The organism is Acetobacter sp., from assembly GCF_022483985.1.
Classification (GTDB): Bacteria; Pseudomonadota; Alphaproteobacteria; order Acetobacterales; family Acetobacteraceae; genus Acetobacter.
The window spans coordinates 1,823,550-1,839,667 of record NZ_JAKVME010000001.1; the positions used below are offsets into that span (position 1 = coordinate 1,823,550).

Genomic DNA, 16,118 nt, shown 5'->3' on the forward strand with positions numbered 1-16,118 from the left:
AGGGCATGTCGTACAATCCAGAAAAAAGGTTCAATGAAATGACTGTTTCCGGAAAACGTATTCTGGTCGTCGGCGGAACATCTGGCATCGGGTTCGGCGTGGCGCAGGCCGCCATAGCAGAGGGCGCGCACGTCACGGTGGCGTCCCGCTCGGCGGACAGGGTCGCTGCGGCCGCCTCTTCTCTTGGCGGCAATACCCAGGGTCATGTGCTCGATACCGGTAACAATGCACAGCTTGAGGATTTCTTTGCGAACGAGCCGCCTTTCGACCATGTGCTGATCTCCGCCGCCAGCACAAAAGTCGCGGCTGTCCGTGAACTCGCCCTGTCAGACGCCCAGGCGTCCATGGAGTCGAAATTCTGGGGCGCGTATCGTATCGCGCGCGCTGCAAGATTTTCGGAAAACGCATCCCTGACGCTGGTCTCGGGGTTTCTCTCGATCCGGCCCAAGAAAGGTGCCGCCATTCAGGGCGCGATCAATGCCGCGCTGGAAGGTCTGACCCGTGGACTGGCGCTGGAGTTCGCTCCGGTCCGCGTCAACTGTGTCTCGCCCGGGCTGGTGATGACCGAACTGTATGACAGTCTGGCAGACGATTCCCGTCGCGCCATGTTTGACGGTGCGGCCCAACGCCTGCCTGCCGGACTTGTCGGAAAGCCGGAGCATATCGCCGTTCAGGTAATGGCCTTCATGAACAATCCCTACATCACGGGCAGCACCGTTTATGTCGATGGGGGAGGTTCTCTGATCTGAACCTGATGAGTTTCGCATGTTTCAGTTTTTGAAGGACAACAGGACATGACACCCAGATCTCTTGGAAAGACAGGTTTTTCAATTGCGCCCATCGTCTTCGGCGGCAACGTGTTTGGCTGGACCATTGACGAGAAGACCAGCTTCGACGTGCCGGACGCGTTCGTTGACCACGGCTTCGACGCGATCGACACGGCAGACGTCTATTCCGCCTGGGCTCCCGGCAACAACGGTGGTGAATCAGAAACGATCATCGGAAACTGGCTGAAAAACCGTCCGGGCATGAGAGAACGGGTCAAAATCTTCACCAAGGTTGGTTCCGATCTTGGTGTACCCGGCAAGAAAGGGCTTTCAAAAAAATGGATACTTCAGGCTGTTGAAGAGTCCCTGAGTCGCCTGAGGACAGAACAGATCGACCTCTATTTTTCCCACTGGCCTGACCCTGAAACGCCTTTTGAAGAAACTCTGTCTGCCTATGAAACTTTACTGGATGCCGGGAAAATCCGTTCCATTGGCGCGTCCAATCTGAATGCGACACAGCTTGAGCAGTCGCTTGAAGTGGCCAGGGAGTTTTCTCTTCCGCAGTATCAGGTGCTTCAGCCTGAGTACAATTTGTATGACAGGCAGAGTTACGATGGAGCTCTGCGTGATCTTTGCCTGCGGGAAAATATCGGTGTCGTGACTTACTACAGTCTGGCGTCAGGGTTCCTTTCCGGCAAATACCGCGATCAGGCAGATCTGACGCAGAGCAGACGTGGAGAAAGGATCGCCAAATATCTGACACCCAGAGGCGAGACCATCCTTGCCGCGCTGGACCGGGTCGCCGCACGACACGACGCCAGTAACGCGGAAATCGCCCTTGCCTGGCTGATCGCCCGCAAAGGCGTGACGGCTCCCATCGCCAGCGCGACGAAACGGAGTCACGTTGAAAGTTTCGCCCGGGCCGCTTCACTCGTTCTGACGGAAGAGGACATCACAGAACTGGATAACGCCAGCGCATCGTAAGTGACGCGGTGGGCATAATCTCAGGAAAGGCGGAACAATGGACATCTGGCGACCCAAAGGGATCATCGCGGTAGATAAACAGGGTGACGCCATCCTGTTTCTCGATCCGGTCAGTCTGAGATCAGCGACAGGACGCTCGTCCAATATGGATCTGAGCTCACCTTCGGAAAGTGGACGGATTCTGTGTCGTACCCGCAAACATGCCTGTCGATACGAAACAATTCGCAAAAGGCTCCGAAAGATACCGTGATCTGACGGTCGAACACGCCAAGACTACAGATTCTGCGCGTTGGGCGCCAGAATGCCGTGGGCAAGGCTTCTAACACGCGGTTCCGGAAAAGACTCCGCATCAGGAAAGTGGTCCCAGCAGTCTCAGGGACCAGCCGCAAACCGGGAGACCGCTCCGGAAGGCGATGGAACAACCCAGTTTCCGGCAAGAACGAGGTCAGGCGTGACAGCATGAAGAAAGGTTCTGCGTGACAGATGATTCCCGTTCATGGTGTCTTTTCCACTCTTTGAGGCTGTCCGTCCAGAGCCTGAAGAAGAGCTTTATGAAAAGCTACTGGATCCTGTAGCTGGGGCGTGTGACCCAGATCAGGAAATTCCACCAGTTTCGCATCGGGAATGGCGGACGCGGCCTGCCTGCCCAGTTCGGGATAATGCCCAAGCTTTGCACGGATATCAGCGGGAGCCCCATCACTGCCGATGGCGGTCACGTCCTTGTCTCCAATCATCAATGTTGTCGAAACCCTCAGACGTGGAAGATCATAGACCACGGGTTGCGTTGCAATCATGTCGTAAAGCAGGGCCGAATTCCATGCCACGCTGTCCGCGTCCGGCCCCCTGTACATCCCGGCCAGCATCTGGACCCATGGCTCGTACACCGGCTTCCACTGATCCGCATAATACACCTTGCGTTCATAGGCACGGATCTGATCAGCCGTCTTGCCACGCTCGCGGGCATACCACGCATCGACAGTGCGATATGGCACGCCCTTTGCCTGCCAGTCCTCCAGCCCTACAGGATCAACGAGAACCAGACGGGAAACGTCCTGGGGAAACATGAGAGCGTAGCGGATGGCGAGCATCCCACCCGTCGAATGGCCGATCATGACCGGGCGGGAAATATTCAGAGACTTCAGGAGAGCATTGGTGTTGCTGGCAAGTTGCCCGAAACTGAACTGATAGGCGTGTGGCTTGCTCGATTTGCAGAATCCGATCTGGTCGGGCGCGATTACCCGATATCCGTGATCAACCAGAACATGGATCGTATTTTCCCATGTCGCCGCACAGAAATTTTTCCCATGCAGAAGCACCGCGACCTGGCCGTTGGGATGATCAGGCCGGACATCCATGTAGGCCATATGCAGGATTTGTTGTTGTGACTGAAAGGAAAAGTCTGCAACGGGCCATGGATACGAAAAACCCTGTAGTTCAGCGCCATAGACGGGAGGGTCTTTCGCCTCTGCGCGAGCCTGCGGACTCAGGAGCGTCACCAGAAGAAACGCACCCGCGCAAAGAGCGCGCTGTATCAAGGACTGCATTGTCATCATCCTTCAACCCCCTCACCCAGCGTAATTCCGTTCAGGCTCGCAGGGAGCACCATCGAAAGAACCAGAAATGGCGGGTGCGTTTCGTTATGACCATTGTTGAACATGGCCAGTTTCTGAAGCTGAGGGCAAGGAATATAGAGTCTGCGATGTCGGTCTATGAACAGCGCATCCGGAGAAATCAGGCGACTGTCCTGCACCAGTATCGCCCGCTTTCCATCCGGTGCAAGAACCGTGATGCAGCAGTTCTCCGCGTCGGAAAGATAGATGTTCCCGAGCGTATCAATGCAGGTTCCACCGATGCTGGGAATTTCCGCCACGATCTCGACCTTCTTCGCAAGCTGGTCGTCCGTAAAAGCGACGTTCAGCAGATCTGCTATCCTGATCCGTTTTAACGGACCCGCCGGCACTGAGAAATAGAACCAGATTCCGGTCGCATCGACTTCAATGTCATCGCTGGCGACATCAGGACGTTTTGCGTGTTCATCCTGCAGGATATGGTCGCCTATGCCCTTGTGAAGGTGAACGCCATCATTACGCATGACGACCTGACCGGACAGGCGCCGGAGTGTCATTCCTGTCTCAGGATCATGGATAATCACGCCGCCCAGTCCACTGTCCGTCACGAAAACCAGATTTCCATGAATTCTCAGATCATTGAACTGCGCGCCTGAAGGCATAACGGCTTCAGGAAAACGTAAAATGCGGAGAATATTCCCGTTGGTCGTATCAAGCTGCACCAGTTTCTGCGCTCCGGGCGGCGGACGCTGGCCAGCTGGAGCTCCCTGATCGACGGCCCATAGGGTATTGTCCCGGAAAATATGAATGGCGTTCACCATTACGAAACTATTGCTGCCGTCCTGTCCTTCCCGCCAATCATTCCAATGCCCCCCGGGAAAAGAAACCGGCTCTCCGGCGGCGTTCACCCTGGCGAGAGAAAACGTGTGCTCCATGCCCGGAAAACGAGGCATACCAAGGAAGACCGTACCGTCGTGGGCGACGGCGACACCGCTGGCGATAAAAGGAGACCTGGCAGCGACTGACAGCTTTTCATCTGCAAGGACAGACCGCGGAAAGAGACCGGAAGTTGCGAAAACCAGTCCACCCAGCATCGCTCGTCTGTTTAAAGGCATCATTTCCATATTACCCCGATCTGTCTATTGCGATGTTCGCCCGGACATAATGTTTTCCCTGTTTACCAGGCTATTACATGGTGCTGGTAGCGTCAGGATGCCAGTGCACTTATGAAACCACGGAAAATTTCAGTGATGCTGCAGCAGGTTGTGACGCCTGAAGCCTGCATACGCAATGACTGGCTGGCAGTTTCATCCACGTCACAGACCGTCTGACATACTGGAAAACGGGACCCTGCCTGAACTCAGCAGAAGAAAGGCCGAGACATACGCCAGTTCCTCACGCCCCGCACAGACAACACGGCGAGGCAGCCAGAGCGAACCCGGGACACATTGAGAATATCGTCAGAACAGAACTAGGGTTCTCCTCCCTGCACGTCTAATCCCCGACATAATGCCCCTTTCCGGCCATCTCGCGCATATCTGTGATCCCGGCCAGACGCCAGCCATCCCCTGCGTTGCGGAATGTCCAGACATGAACATCCTCCGGCAGCACAGGCCCATCCAGAAGCGCCTCGAAAATCCGGGGATCGGAAGCCCATGAGGGCATGTCCCGAGGCTTCATCAGGATGGCGACGGTGATTTCGCCGGTACGAGAGCCGATCGGCCTGACATCGGTGTATTCAAGCACACGGTCAGCCTCCAGCGGGTAGCACAGCCCGTCGGGCGCCGCGATGCCTGCGGGAGCAACGCCCTTGCCGGACCCGTCCTGAACCGGCACCGACCGGGGCGTCGTGGCGGGCGCTACCCCCATAAGTCCCGCCCGCAGGGACGGATTGGTAATAAACCAGTCCGCGTACCGTCCTGTCCCGATGAACAGATCAGCCCTCATCCGGTCATCGCTGTCCGTGAACTGCTGTGCCGGTGCAGCAGGAATACCGCCCCCCGCCGCATCCTGAAGCGGAACAAAGACCGATGCCCCGGCAGAAGGCTGGTGCGTATGCGTGACGATCGTGACAGGCACGCGCCTGACAACACCGGCATCCATCAGCGCCTGCAGAAACGCGCCCGGCTGGATGCCGAACGGCCCACCACCGAAATAGACTCCCTTCGTGCCTGCGTCGTAGCCCGGTGCGGGCAGCGCCATACGCGGCTGGTCGACGTTGTTCATCATGCCCAGCCCTGACACGAATATCTCGTCTTTTACCCTTTTGCATGTGCGCCTGCTGGCAGTCCCGAGGATGTCGCCCCGATCGTCCGGTCATGCCCGGACAGCTGCAAGAACCTCTTCAGCCGCCGCCCGACCTGGATCATCACGCGGCATCAGCAGCCAGCCGCCCGCGAGACCCGCCACCACCAGCACAGCCCAACCCGGCCTGCGTCGCACAAGGCTGGCCACTCTGTCGACGGTGTTTTTTACAGAAGCGCCGTTCATTGTGTGTAATCCGTTTTGAACACCAGCCTGCCGCGATGAACCTCAAAGACTGTTGCGCGGCGGATCCTACTGCCGGGCGCAAGAAAATCCGGTGCGCCGACGGAGCGGCGGAAGACGGCGGTGTCCATCCACTCCGGCACCCTGTCCACACTGAATTCGACAGTCGCCGCGTAGAGCTGGTTCCCGGTCCAGGGATCTGTCCGAGGCTGAATATTGGTGACATCGCGGGCCCGCACCGGGAAACAGGCAGCGGACACGCTGCTCACCATATAGGGAAACACCACAGGAATGGTGTAAACTCCTTCTTCCGGGAGTTTCGTGTCATAGACCCTGACAGGAAATGAGGCCCTGTCCATCAGAAAACGGTCATTCCTTTGCAGATCATACAGGAAACGCGGATCGTTACGCCTGACGGTGTAGATGGCGCTTTGAGCTCCTGTGCGAGATCGCGATATAGACGCAGGTCTGTTTCGGTAGGAAGAAAGCACGCGGAAACACTCCGGTCGCGCCATGGGCGACCGGTGAAAGACAGAGAAGCCATAATCTGATTGTCCTGAGAAACGATGGAACACCCAGGGGGGGACCGGACACATCCCGGCAAAGCGGGAACGCGCGGACCACGGAGGCAAAGCCTCCTTTTCTGGGGAGACCGGACCCCGATCTCAGAATCCGGCCCGAAAGAAACACAAAAAGGCAGCACCCACACCCCGGCAGGGCGGAAAACTCCTCCAGCGGCCCATCATTATCCCGCGCCCCCTACGGAGTGGCTTCGCTGCAGCAGGTTGAACGTGGCTGGCTTTATGTGTGTATGCAGCATTTCTGTTGCGACGCGGCCATTAAAACGCTCCACTATCCTATTGATTTGTGGTGAATAAGCTTTCGTCCTGCGTCAGTCGATCGTCATGCCACTGCAGGCTTTTTCGAAGGTATCCTCCGTAAAACAGGAACCACGATCGGTCAGGATATGGATGATCCGAAAAAGAAAAGCAGCTTTAACAAATTTGAGAAAATTAACTGCACTGTCGATATTTTCTTCTTCATAACCAGCCAGATGAACCGAACGGGAACAACGATCGATGACGAATTACAGAAAATGTCTCCTTTATTCTCCATCCACTACCTTCAGTTTTCACAGATGTTTCACATCGATATAGACATAACCAAGACCGCGTTCCCGGAATGCTCCCTGTCCGCGAACAGGGCTCATCTTTGGAGCGGGAAGCACCCTATTCAGTCCGGCATTTTTCAGAATATGTCAGACATTGACCCCTTTTTAGATACGGTGGGAAATGCCTTACGCCAAAGGCCAGGTCATCCAGACCAAAACTCGTAGAACACCGGAGTTGACAGACAGTGGCGCGTAACGCGGTATCGCCCACGTTACATCATTCCAATGACGTCTAGCAATCTGACAACAATGATAGAAAATGCTCTTCTCGAACGGGATGCTTGTTGCATTTTCACACAATTCCAAAAGAAACGCTGGCGACATGCATCGTGACTTCGGAGAGGTATTAATCCGAAATACTGCTGGGAATTGTTTGGTTCGGCCCAGTTTGGGCCGAACGGGTAGTTTGAATGAGTCGATATACCAGTCCCAGAGAGAGAATAGCCGCCGAAACGCCGAGCGTCTCCATGAAATCAATCTCTTTCAAATCAAGAACGATAAATTTCCGTATGGTTGCGAGCATACCAATAAGAATAATGGGAGAAATACGAATAATGCCATATTGCCTTCCGGTCATTGGCGTAATAAAAGACCTCTTAAACTCGAGTGCAATAAGAATTGTAAAGAACATCCCGAATACCGCCTGAAGGTTTTCCGGTGACGTAGAATCCAGTCCTGTTTCGAGAAGCATCTTTATCAGAGTTACAGTGAGATGAATAAGAGACAGGCCGGCAAGCAACATGATGATCGCACTCAACGCCATCATTATAAATTTCTCAAAGGCATCGAAAATATCATTATGTTGCATATCTAATAGTCCCTTTCATTCTTCAAAAAAGACTTTTGCACCGACCGCGTCTGGTAAAGTTGCGTTAGACGCCAGTATCTCGGTGTGCATCAATTATATCGTGTTGCGCCGCATAAAAGCGGCGCAACACCCGTCAGATAGCGATACGGACACCCAGTTCTACAACGCGATCGAGTGGAATGCGAAGGAAGTCAGTAACAGACGTTGCATTTCTCGTCATGACAAGAAAAAGCGCCATACGCCAACGCGAGATCTCGGACGGTTGCGAGCGAATAAGCAATTCGCGAGACACGAAATAGGAAGCCTGTGGCACATCGAAACCGATATCGCCAAACTTCAGTAACGCCAATGCGGATGGAAGGTTGGGCATTTCCATGAAGCCGTAGTGAAGCATAACACGATAAATATTCGGTGCGATCTCCGTCACTTCAGCGCGTTGATCAGGCGCTACCTGCGGCAGGTCGAGATTTTTTACCGTCAGAAGAATCACGTGCTCATGCAATACCTTGTTATGCTTGAGATTATGAAGAAGCGATGTCGGAATAAATTCAGGATTTGCCGTCATGAACACTCCGGTACCCGGCACCCGAACGATATTCCGGGAATGAGGAAGCCGCGCCATGAAAGCCGCTACGGGCATGGCGTCTTGTTGTTGCCGCGAGAGAACGAGACTTCGTCCTTTTTTCCACGTGAACATCATCAGGATAAGAACTGCCGCCAGAAGGACCGGGACCCATCCGCCTTCGATGATTTTCAGTGTGTTTGAGGCAAAGAAAATTCCGTCTACGATAAAAAATCCGCCAAAAACGATCATGACCGGCGAGAGAGGCCATTTGTACTGATCGCGATATACAACTGCCGCCAGTATGCAGGTGCAAAGGAATGTACCGGTTACGGCAATGCCATACGCTGATGCCAGGGCCTCGGAACTGCGGAATGCGATCACTAGAAGCAACGCGCCCACCATGAGCGAATGGTTGAGACCGGGCAGGTATATCTGACTTTCTTCCGAGGGGTTTGTATGCATGATCCGCATGCGTGGCACATAACCGAGCTGGATCAATTGTCGGCACAAGGAAAAGCCCCCGGATATGCACGCCTGGCTTGCGATGACAGTTGCGATTGTCGATATGATGATCATAGGGACCTGAAGCCATTGAGGCCCCAGCAGAAAGAACGGATTGGAGATCGTTGCCGGATCAGAAATCAGCAATGCCCCCTGACCAAAATAATTGAGTGCCAGGCAGGGCAGGACAAAAAATAACCACGCTTCGCGAATGGGCCTGCGCCCAAAATGGCTCATATCAGCATAAAGGGCTTCGGCACCGGTCACGGCCAGGACTACGGAACCAAGTGCGAGGAACGACAGATAACCATGCTGCGCGATGAACATGGTTGCATAAGTAGGAGAAAGTGCGAGCAGAATTCTGGGATGATGAATAATCGCAAGAATGCCTAAAATCCCGATCATCAGAAACCAGAGCACCATAACCGGACCAAAGATAATGCCGATTTTGCCCGTGCCATGAAACTGGATCGAGAACAATCCGATCAGAACGACAATCGATAAGGGAACCACAAGATGGCTCGCGGCCGGAAAGGAAACTTCGATGCCCTCGATTGCCGAGATGACCGAGACCGCAGGGGTAATGATGCCGTCTCCAAAGAACAGACAGGCTCCTATGACACCGGTCATGCCGAGAAGAAGTTTGAGGGATTTACGCTTCGCGGTCTGCTGCGCCAGAGACATCAGGGCGATAATGCCTCCCTCGCCATTATAGTCGGCGCGCATGACAAGAATGACGTATTTTACCGTCACAATCAGCATCAGCGTCCAGAACAGGAGACTTTCGACCCCCAGCACCTCGCTCGCGGCGATGGTTCCATGATCAGATACGACCTGTGCAGTTGTACGTAACGCGTAGAGCGGGCTGGTGCCGATATCGCCAAACACGACCCCGAGCGCACCTAAAATCGCGGCAAAGCCTACAGGACGAGCATCATGTCCCGCTGATCCCTTTTCGATCTGCACGGCGGCCGGTGCTGTTAAAGACACGATCTCATCTCCTGTAATGTTGATTGATCAATCCGCATATTCCGCGTTTTTCTGGGATGTGCGTCGTTGCGTGAAGAATTACCTGCCTTCAAAAGCCGAGCACCGCGTCCGCGCCAAAAGTAAACTGCCCTGTGTTGCGCAGGTCGTTGAAAGGCGTCGTACCATTAAGCGAGCGATCGAAACGTACTTCCGGGCGAATCTCGAACAGCTTGACGTGATGTCCAAGGGTGGGATGCCAGTTCGCGCCGAGCGTGAGCGCGCCGTAGGTGGTGGGCGGGGCGGACTGGGTATAGGCGCTCTTGCCCATTGTGGCTCGAATATAGGAGGTGTCGCGGAGGAATGAGGTGACGAACAGACCGGTATTGTCACGATAGATTTCACCGCGATAGTTCAGTGTCAGGCTCGGCGTGACCTGATAGCTGATATAGCTGACGAAGCTGTAAGTGTCGGCGCGCAACCCGTCATCGTGCATGTAGTTAAACTCGGCCGTCACGGAGAGTCTGTCGCTGATCTTGTAAGTTCCGTTCAGGTCATTCCAGAATCTCTGGGTGGAATTAGCCTGTCGCCCCAACGCCCGTATGGCGTCTTCCGGTCCGACGCGACCGAGATAGGTGAAGGAGAATTTTCCGTCGAGCAGGCCGTTGCCTGTGATGCCGAAATAACCGGCGGCAGCGTGGTTGTTGTCACTGCGACCGAACGAGACCTGATTCCCGGTATCCACACCGAAAAGTGCGCTGAAATGATCATCCACATGCCACTGGAACAGTGCCCCTACATGCTCGAAGGTGGTGGAGTACTGAGTCGTGTAAGACAGTGTGTAGAAGGGTCTCAGAGAGGGGTCGTAGGACTCCACACCCATCGGGGAGGTGAGGATACCGGCTTGCAGATCCAGCCCGTGTCGGGTCAGCCAGGGCAGGTGCAGGTCGAGATGCGCCTGAGGAAGGACGAACTGGTAACGGCTCCTGATCGCGCTCGATGTGATTCCTGCGATCTGGTAATAGCGTGCGTCTGCGCCATACATTCCCTGAAGGAAGAAGCCGACCTGATAGTCATGCGCGGTCGTGTCAACGGCGCGGTTGACGGTGAGCAGAATTTGGTCGAGCTGCGCCTGATTGGCGCGATCACCAAAGAACTGACCGAAATTGGCGCCGTTATCGGGCCGGGCAGGATTGGCGTTTATCCCTCCTTCTATCTGCGCACCATAGGTAATGGTCTTCGCCCAACCTCCGAGATCATCCGCGAAGGCACTGGGCATCGTCCAGTGAGACACTACCAGGCACGCCGTTACGACAACACCAGGGACGGGGCGCAGAATCACGTTTGAGCCTGGCGCCGACTGACGAGAGCGCATCATGATTTGAACGGCGTCAACCATGAGAGGCATGCGACACAACCATCGGAGACGCTGCCAAATATAAACTGGATATTGCATGCCATCGATCATTCCCGGCCTGAATTTATTTCTAGCCGAGTAGGCAGTCCTTCATGACGCTGACAAGAGCACGGGGCTTTTCAAGTCGCTATTTGGTCTGAATTCCTATGAGATTCATATACTAGAACCACAAACCTCCTCTCTCTTTCCTATACGAATGCTGCGATAACCTGATTCAGCAAGGAGGAGGCCTTTCTATGCTTGATTTTCTTTATTGCGGACTTGGGGTTTTGGGATTCCTGATTTCCCTGGGCTTTCTGTCCTTTTGTGAACGGATCTAGCGTCATGTCGCTTGATCTCATTCTTGGTGGCGCGGTGACATTTGGCCTTCTGGTCTATGTCTTCCTCGCGCTGGTGCGGCCGGAAAGGTTCTGAAACATGACGATCGCAGGCTGGACGTTTATCGCCGCCTTCCTGTTCGCGACGGTTCTTCTCACCCCCATCGCCGGAGGCGCCATGACGCGCGTGATGACGGGGGCCGGAGGAGCGGCCGGACGCTTCTTCGGACCGTTTGAAGCAGGTCTCTATAGGCTTGCCGGTATAGATGCAGCCCGGGAACAAAGCTGGTGGGGTTACGCCGTCGCCATGCTGGTTTTCAAGCTGATCTGTTTTCTCGTGGTTTATGCATTTTTGCGCTTGCAGGCGCATCTTCCCTTAAATCCGCTCGGCCTTGGCTCGCTGACACCGGATCTCGCCTACAATACCGCCATCAGTTTCATGACGAACACCAACTGGCAGAGTTACGCCGGTGAGACGACGATGAGTTATCTCAGCCAGATGGTGGCGCTCACAGTGCAGAATTTCACCTCGGCCGCAGCAGGCATCGCTATTGCGTTCGCGGTATTCCGGGGGTTTTCACGGGGAAGCGCGAAGACGATCGGCAATTTCTGGGTCGATCTCACGCGCATCACGCTGTACGGGCTGATCCCGGGAAGCGTGATTCTGGCCCTGTTCCTCGTCTGGCAAGGTGTGCCGCAGACTTTTTCGAACAGCATTACCGTCACCACGCTCGAAGGCGCGCATCAGACCATTGCTGTCGGGCCGGTGGCCTCACAGGAAGCGATCAAGATACTGGGAACCAACGGAGGCGGGTTCTTCAACACGAACTCGGCGCATCCGTTCGAGAATCCAACGCCTCTTACGAATCTTGTCGAGATGCTCGCAATTTTTGTGATCGGCGCGGGTCTGACGTCCGCGTTCGGGCGCATGGTGAACGACAGGCGGCAGGGATGGGCGGTGTTCTCCGCGATGGCGGCGCTGTTCGTCGCGGGCGTCGCCGTGACCTACTGGTCCGAGGCGCACGCCAACCCGGCCTTTGCGGCGCTCGGCGTCGATCCGGGTCTGGGCAACATGGAAGGCAAGGAAACGCGTTTCGGGATCGTGGCGTCCTCGCTGTTCGCCACCGTGACGACCGATGCTTCCTGCGGCGCGGTCAACGCCATGCATGAGAGCTTCCTGCCGCTGGGCGGGATGGTTCCGCTGGTCAACATGATGCTCGGCGAGGTGATCTTCGGCGGGGTCGGCTCGGGCATGTATGGGTTCCTGCTGTTCGCGATCGTCGCGGTGTTCATCGCCGGTCTGATGGTCGGGCGCACGCCGGAATATCTCGGCAAGAAAATCGAGGCGCGCGAGATCAAGATGACCATGCTGGGCATCCTGGTGCCGCCTATGCTGGTCCTCACGCTGACGGCGATCGCCATCGTCGTGTCTCCCGGCACCTCGGCGATGTCGGCCAGCGGTCCGCACGGGTTTACGGAAGTCCTGTACGAATACACCTCGGCGGCGGCCAATAACGGCAGCGCCTTCTCCGGTCTCACGGCGAACAGCTTCTGGAACGTCACGCTCGGCGTCGCCATGATGATCGGACGGTTCTTCGTCATCATTCCGGCGCTGGCTCTGGCGGGCTCGCTTGCCGGCAAGAAGACAATGGCGCCTTCCGCCGGAACATTTCCCACGCATGGCGGATTGTTCATCGGTCTCGTGATCGGCGTCATCCTGATCGTCGGTGGACTGACCTTTCTGCCTGCCCTCGCCCTCGGTCCCATCGTCGAGCATCTCGCGATGACCGCCGGCACGCTCTATTGACGGGATAGCATCATCATGACTGTTCACTCCGCAATCCCGGCGCATGGGTCGGGCGGACAAGAGGGCGGCCGCGATCAGGGCCGCTCAAGTCTCCTGCGCGCCGACCTGCTTGTACCCGCGATCGGCGAGAGCTTCCGCAAGCTCGATCCGCGCGTCATGTGGCGCAACCCGGTCATGTTCGTCGTGGAAATCGTGTCCACGCTGACCACGATCCTGCTGATCCGCGATCTGGTCACCGGTGCGCCGCATCCGGGCTTCGCCATCCAGATCAATCTCTGGCTCTGGTTTACCGTGCTGTTCGCGAACTTCGCCGAGGCCGTCGCGGAAGGTCGCGGCAAGGCGCAGGCGGACAGTCTGCGCCGGGCGCGGACGGATGCGACTGGCAAGCGGCTGCGGCCAACTGGCGCGGATGTTTGGTCCCGCTCGGGCGCCTATGACGAAATCCCGGCTCCCCAGCTCCAGCCCGGCGACGTGGTGCTCGTCGAGGCGGGTGATTTCGTACCGAGCGACGGCGAGGTGATCGAGGGCGTCGCCTCGATCGACGAGTCCGCTATCACCGGCGAATCGGCGCCCGTGGTGCGCGAGAGCGGCGGCGACCGCTCGGCCGTCACCGGCGGCACGCGCGTCCTGTCGGACTGGATCATCGTGAAGATCACCGCCGCGCAGGGCTCGACCTTTCTCGACCGGATGATCGGGCTCGTCGAATGCGCGCAGCGCCAGAAAACGCCCAACGAGATCGCGCTCAACATCCTGCTCGCGGGGCTGACGCTCGTTTTCATCTTCGCCGTCGCGACAATTCCTTCCTTCACGGCCTATGCCGGGGGACAGATATCCGTCCTTGTGCTGGTCGCGCTGTTCGTGACGCTCATTCCGACAACAATCGGCGCGCTGCTTTCGTCCATCGGCATCGCAGGCATGGACCGGCTCATCCGCTTCAACGTGCTCGCCATGTCCGGCCGCGCGGTGGAGGCGGCAGGTGATGTCGATACGCTGCTGCTGGACAAGACGGGCACCATCACCATCGGCAACCGTCAGGCCTCGGATTTTCTGCCGGCGCCGGGCGTGACGGAACAGGAACTCGCGGACGCGGCCCAGCTTGCCTCCTTGGCCGACGAGACCCCGGAGGGACGGTCGATCGTCGTGCTGGCGAAGGAGCGTTTCAACATCCGGGCGCGGGACATGGCGCAGACCGGGATGCAGTTTGTCCCGTTTACCGCCCAGACCCGCATGAGCGGTGTCGATATCGGGGAGCGCCGCATCCGCAAGGGAGCCGTGGACAGTGTGCTGGCCTATCTCGGCAATCCGGCGGACGCCTCCGCTCAGGCGGCCAGTGCGCACGCGGACGCCGTGGGACGTTCCGGGGGGACGCCGCTTGCCGTGGTGGACGGCGACAGGCTGCTCGGGATCGTGGCGCTCAAGGATGTGGTCAAGGGAGGGATTCGCGAGCGTTTCGCCGAACTCCGCCGCATGGGCATCCGCACGGTCATGATCACGGGTGACAATCCGCTGACGGCGGCCGCGATCGCCGCGGAGAGCGGCGTGGACGATTTTCTTGCTCAAGCCACGCCCGAGGCCAAGCTTGCATTGATCCGCAAGGAGCAGGCGGAGGGCAAGCTGGTGGCCATGTGCGGCGACGGCACCAACGACGCGCCCGCTCTCGCGCAGGCGGATGTGGGCGTCGCCATGAACACCGGGACGATGGCCGCGCGCGAAGCGGGGAACATGGTCGATCTCGACAGCGATCCGACCAAGCTCATCGAGATCGTGGGTATCGGAAAGCAGCTCCTGATGACGCGCGGCGCGCTCACCACCTTCTCGATCGCCAACGACGTTGCGAAATATTTCGCCATCATCCCGGCCATGTTCATCGGGTTCTATCCCCAGCTCTCGGCGCTGAACATCATGCGGCTGGGCACGCCGCAGAGCGCCATCCTGTCGGCGATCATCTTCAACGCCCTCATCATCATCTGCCTCATTCCCCTTTCACTGAAAGGCGTGCGCTACCGGCCCGTCGGCGCGGCCGCGCTGCTGCGGCGCAATCTTCTCGTGTTCGGCGTGGGGGGCGTCGTGGCGCCGTTCGTCGGCATCAAGCTGATCGACCTGCTCGTCAACGCGCTCGGCATCGCCTGAAGGAAAAGCACCATGATTCGTGAACTGAGGCCAGCCCTCGTCCTGTTTTTCGTTTTTTCCGTTCTGACCGGCGTGATCTATCCGTTGGCCATCACCGGTGTCGCCAACGTGCTGTTTCCGCGGCAGGCGGGTGGCAGTCTCATCCTTGTCGATGGCAAACCGGTCGGCTCGGAACTGATCGGACAGAATTTCACCTCCCCGCGCTATTTCCATCCGCGCCCGTCCGCCACCAGTGGTCCCGATCCGGTCGATTCCTCGAAGACAGGACCGCTACCCTACAACGCCGCCGCGTCCGTGGGGTCCAATCTCGGTCCGACCTCGAAATCTCTCGTTGACCGGGTTAACGCAAGCGTCGCCGCGCTGCGGGCTGAAAATCCCGGGGCCGTCAGGGAGGGGCTGGCCATTCCAGCCGATCTGGTGACGACGTCGGGCAGCGGCCTGGACCCGGATATCTCGCCGGAAGGCGCCCGGTTTCAGGTTCCTCGCATCGCGGCGGCGCGCGATCTTCCCGAGGAAAGGATACATGATCTGATCCTGCGCATGACGCAGGCACCGGTCGCAGGGATACTGGGAGAGGCGCGCATAAATGTGCTGCGACTGAATCTGGCGCTGGATGCTATAAAGTAGGGA

General features: G+C 57.1%; 15 protein-coding genes and 1 pseudogene. 6 read left to right on the top strand and 10 right to left on the bottom strand.

What is annotated here, in order from left to right:
• Nucleotides 1-38: 38 nt before the first annotated feature.
• Nucleotides 39-749 (top strand): SDR family oxidoreductase, encoded by a 711-nt coding sequence (locus LKE90_RS08030; protein WP_291494663.1) that lies wholly within the window; start codon nucleotides 39-41, stop codon nucleotides 747-749.
• Between the two features lie 45 nt (nucleotides 750-794).
• A complete protein-coding gene (locus LKE90_RS08035; RefSeq protein ID WP_291494664.1) occupies nucleotides 795-1,751 on the top strand; it encodes an aldo/keto reductase in 957 nt (318 codons plus the stop codon).
• A 372-nt stretch (nucleotides 1,752-2,123) separates the two neighbouring features.
• On the opposite strand, the gene LKE90_RS08040 is transcribed toward LKE90_RS08035, so the two are convergent.
• The 10 genes and pseudogenes from LKE90_RS08040 to LKE90_RS08080 all read right to left on the bottom strand — a co-directional run bounded on the left by LKE90_RS08040 (nucleotide 2,124) and on the right by LKE90_RS08080 (nucleotide 11,195).
• Nucleotides 2,124-2,249, bottom strand: coding sequence for a hypothetical protein (locus LKE90_RS08040; protein ID WP_291494665.1), 126 nt, complete (start codon nucleotides 2,247-2,249; stop codon nucleotides 2,124-2,126).
• Nucleotides 2,246-3,295 carry an alpha/beta fold hydrolase gene (locus tag LKE90_RS08045; protein WP_291494666.1) on the bottom strand — a complete coding sequence of 350 codons (1,050 nt, stop codon included), beginning with the start codon at nucleotides 3,293-3,295 and terminating at the stop codon, nucleotides 2,246-2,248. The genes LKE90_RS08040 and LKE90_RS08045 overlap by 4 nt, the downstream gene beginning before the upstream one ends.
• Nucleotides 3,296-3,300: 5 nt before the next feature.
• Complete coding sequence (locus LKE90_RS08050; protein WP_291494667.1) at nucleotides 3,301-4,437, bottom strand: L-dopachrome tautomerase-related protein; 1,137 nt, start codon at nucleotides 4,435-4,437, stop codon at nucleotides 3,301-3,303.
• A gap of 376 nt (nucleotides 4,438-4,813) precedes the next feature.
• Nucleotides 4,814-5,548, bottom strand: coding sequence for a hypothetical protein (locus tag LKE90_RS08055; protein ID WP_291494668.1), 735 nt, complete (start codon nucleotides 5,546-5,548; stop codon nucleotides 4,814-4,816).
• Nucleotides 5,549-5,635: 87 nt separating this feature from the next.
• Nucleotides 5,636-5,809, bottom strand: coding sequence for a hypothetical protein (locus LKE90_RS08060; protein ID WP_291494669.1), 174 nt, complete (start codon nucleotides 5,807-5,809; stop codon nucleotides 5,636-5,638).
• Nucleotides 5,806-6,165 (bottom strand): hypothetical protein, encoded by a 360-nt coding sequence (locus tag LKE90_RS08065; protein ID WP_291494670.1) that lies wholly within the window; start codon nucleotides 6,163-6,165, stop codon nucleotides 5,806-5,808. Before LKE90_RS08065 ends, LKE90_RS08060 begins: the two co-directional genes overlap by 4 nt.
• Nucleotides 6,166-6,617: 452 nt before the next feature.
• Nucleotides 6,618-7,170: pseudogene (locus LKE90_RS16600) on the bottom strand (IS481 family transposase); the annotation flags it as partial.
• 153 nt (nucleotides 7,171-7,323) lie between these two features.
• The gene (locus tag LKE90_RS08070) at nucleotides 7,324-7,785 is read right to left on the bottom strand and encodes a phosphate-starvation-inducible PsiE family protein (RefSeq protein WP_291494671.1); all 462 of its coding nucleotides are present in this window, start codon (nucleotides 7,783-7,785) and stop codon (nucleotides 7,324-7,326) included.
• Between the two features lie 133 nt (nucleotides 7,786-7,918).
• A complete protein-coding gene (locus LKE90_RS08075; protein ID WP_291494672.1) occupies nucleotides 7,919-9,841 on the bottom strand; it encodes a potassium transporter Kup in 1,923 nt (640 codons plus the stop codon).
• An 88-nt stretch (nucleotides 9,842-9,929) separates the two neighbouring features.
• Nucleotides 9,930-11,195 carry an outer membrane beta-barrel protein gene (locus LKE90_RS08080; protein ID WP_407066115.1) on the bottom strand — a complete coding sequence of 422 codons (1,266 nt, stop codon included), beginning with the start codon at nucleotides 11,193-11,195 and terminating at the stop codon, nucleotides 9,930-9,932.
• Nucleotides 11,196-11,558: 363 nt separating this feature from the next.
• Between LKE90_RS08080 and kdpF the strand changes: the two genes are divergently transcribed.
• From kdpF to kdpC, 4 genes are read left to right on the top strand one after another with little or no spacing between them, the layout of a single operon-like run.
• Complete coding sequence (gene kdpF / locus LKE90_RS08085) at nucleotides 11,559-11,648, top strand: K(+)-transporting ATPase subunit F (protein ID WP_291494674.1); 90 nt, start codon at nucleotides 11,559-11,561, stop codon at nucleotides 11,646-11,648.
• Between the two features lie 3 nt (nucleotides 11,649-11,651).
• On the top strand, nucleotides 11,652-13,358 hold the full coding sequence (kdpA, locus tag LKE90_RS08090) for a potassium-transporting ATPase subunit KdpA (RefSeq protein ID WP_291494675.1): 1,707 nt from the start codon (nucleotides 11,652-11,654) through the stop codon (nucleotides 13,356-13,358).
• A gap of 15 nt (nucleotides 13,359-13,373) precedes the next feature.
• Entirely contained in the window at nucleotides 13,374-15,488 is a 2,115-nt protein-coding gene (gene kdpB / locus LKE90_RS08095; protein ID WP_291494676.1) for a potassium-transporting ATPase subunit KdpB, read from the top strand.
• A 12-nt stretch (nucleotides 15,489-15,500) separates the two neighbouring features.
• Nucleotides 15,501-16,115 (top strand): potassium-transporting ATPase subunit KdpC, encoded by a 615-nt coding sequence (gene kdpC, locus LKE90_RS08100; RefSeq protein ID WP_291494677.1) that lies wholly within the window; start codon nucleotides 15,501-15,503, stop codon nucleotides 16,113-16,115.
• Nucleotides 16,116-16,118: the final 3 nt, after the last annotated feature.